Source organism: Microtetraspora sp. AC03309 (assembly GCF_020826795.1).
Classification (GTDB): Bacteria; Actinomycetota; Actinomycetes; order Streptosporangiales; family Streptosporangiaceae; genus Microtetraspora; species Microtetraspora glauca.
The window spans coordinates 1-506 of sequence record NZ_JADDIL010000442.1 but is presented as its reverse complement, the minus strand read 5'-3'; the positions used below and the strand labels follow the sequence as shown (position 1 = coordinate 506).

At 63.6% G+C, this 506-nt stretch carries 1 protein-coding gene; it reads left to right on the top strand.

Annotation, left to right across the window (positions count from 1 at the left end; translation table 11 throughout):
• The coding region (locus IMZ11_RS43760; protein ID WP_228649614.1) for a cytochrome c oxidase assembly protein at positions 1 to 468 on the top strand (468 nt) is incomplete at its 5' end.
• Between the last annotated feature and the right edge of the window lie 38 nt (positions 469 to 506).

The window sequence follows — 506 nt, the reverse complement described above, 5'->3', positions numbered from 1 at the left end:
CCCATGTTCGACACCCTGATCAGATATCACTGGGGCCACGAGTTCATGAGCGTGCTCTTCCTGCTCACCGGCTACCTGTATTACTGGGGAATCATCGGCATCGATCCCGGCCCACGGCGCCTGCCCTTCCTCGGCCGCCTCGGGCTGTTGTTCGCCGTGATGCCCTTCCATGCCTTCTTCGGCATCGCCACGATGACGATGACGTCCTCGTTGGGCGAGAGCTTCTACAGATCGGTCAATCTCCCGTGGGTGCAGAGCATTTCGGATGATCAGCACCTCGGTGGTGCCATCGCGTGGGGTTCGAGCGAGCTGCCGGTGATCATCGTGGTGATCGCGCTGGTGGCCCAGTGGGCCCGCCAAGACCGCCGGACAGGAGCACGCGAGGACCGCCACAGCGACCGCGGCCACGACGACGAACTCGACGCCTACAACGCCATGCTCAGCGAGCTTGCCCGCAATCGTCGGTGAACCGCCGCCACTCCCCGTCGCTGCGGAACCAATGACAT